Source organism: Streptomyces sp. GbtcB7 (assembly GCF_019091445.1).
GTDB classification, from domain to species: Bacteria; Actinomycetota; Actinomycetes; order Streptomycetales; family Streptomycetaceae; genus Streptomyces; species Streptomyces mirabilis.
Genome location: NZ_JAGXJM010000728.1, coordinates 1 through 231 on the forward strand (window position 1 = coordinate 1; position 231 = coordinate 231).

Sequence of the window (231 nt, forward strand, 5' to 3'; positions counted from 1 at the left end):
GGGCGGCGCGGGGGGGGACCACAGGGTGGTGGGGGGGGGCCGGGCCCGGGCGTTGCGGGGCTGGGACGCGGCCGCCGGCGGGCAGCCGCCGCTGCGGACGCCCGCGCCGGGCCCGATTCCCGACGGGGTGACCCCGGAGCAACTGCTCGCGCTGTCGGGGCTGGACGAGGAGACCGTAGAGCGGCTGGCGGAGCTGGACGCCGAGTCGTCGTGCGGCCGGTCGGCAGGGGG

1 pseudogene is annotated in these 231 nt (G+C 81.4%); it reads left to right on the forward strand.

Going from position 1 to position 231, the window contains the following annotated elements:
• A pseudogene (locus KVT44_RS57370) lies at positions 1–231 on the forward strand (acyltransferase); the annotation flags it as partial.